The sequence below is a fragment of the Caulobacter sp. genome, from assembly GCF_017744445.1.
GTDB lineage: Bacteria > Pseudomonadota > Alphaproteobacteria > Caulobacterales > Caulobacteraceae > Caulobacter.
The window spans coordinates 1-518 of the sequence record NZ_JAGIBH010000153.1 but is presented as its reverse complement, the minus strand read 5'-3'; the positions used below and the strand labels follow the sequence as shown (position 1 = coordinate 518).

At 70.1% G+C, this 518-nt stretch carries 1 pseudogene; it reads right to left on the bottom strand.

From position 1 onward, the window contains the following. A pseudogene (locus J7528_RS24165) lies at positions 1–501 on the bottom strand (flagellar hook-associated protein FlgK); the annotation flags it as partial. Positions 502–518 lie beyond the last annotated feature (17 nt).

Genomic DNA, 518 nt, shown 5'->3' with positions numbered 1-518 from the left:
GCTGGTGGCCGAGGCCGCCTTGCGGGCGATCGAGCCGCTGAAGTCGGCGCCGTAGCTCAGGACGCTCTTCTTGGAGCCGGCCGTGTCGCCGGCGTTGGCGAAGCTGGCGATGGTGTCGCCGGCCTTGGCCAGGGCCAGGGCGCCGCGGCCGTCGCCGACAGCCAGGGCGGCCACGCCGGCCCCGGCGGTCAGGTCCAGCTTGGCGAAGGGCAGCTTGGTGGGATTGGCGTCGATCGCCGGGTCCACTGAATAGACGCCGCCGCGCGTGCTGCGTTCGCTCATGCCCACGCCGAACAGCTGGCTCAGGGAGGGACCGCCCACGCCGCGCTGGGTCAGATCCTCGACAACCGACAGGTTGACGGGATTGGCGCCGTTTGGGGTGAACGTCAGTTCGCCCTTCGAGCCGAGCGCGAACGAGCCGTAGAGACCCACGCCGGAATTTCGCGAGTTCAGGGCGTCGAGGGTTTCCTGCATCGTGCCGGTCCCGGTGGGGATCGCCACCTGGATGTCGCCTGTCT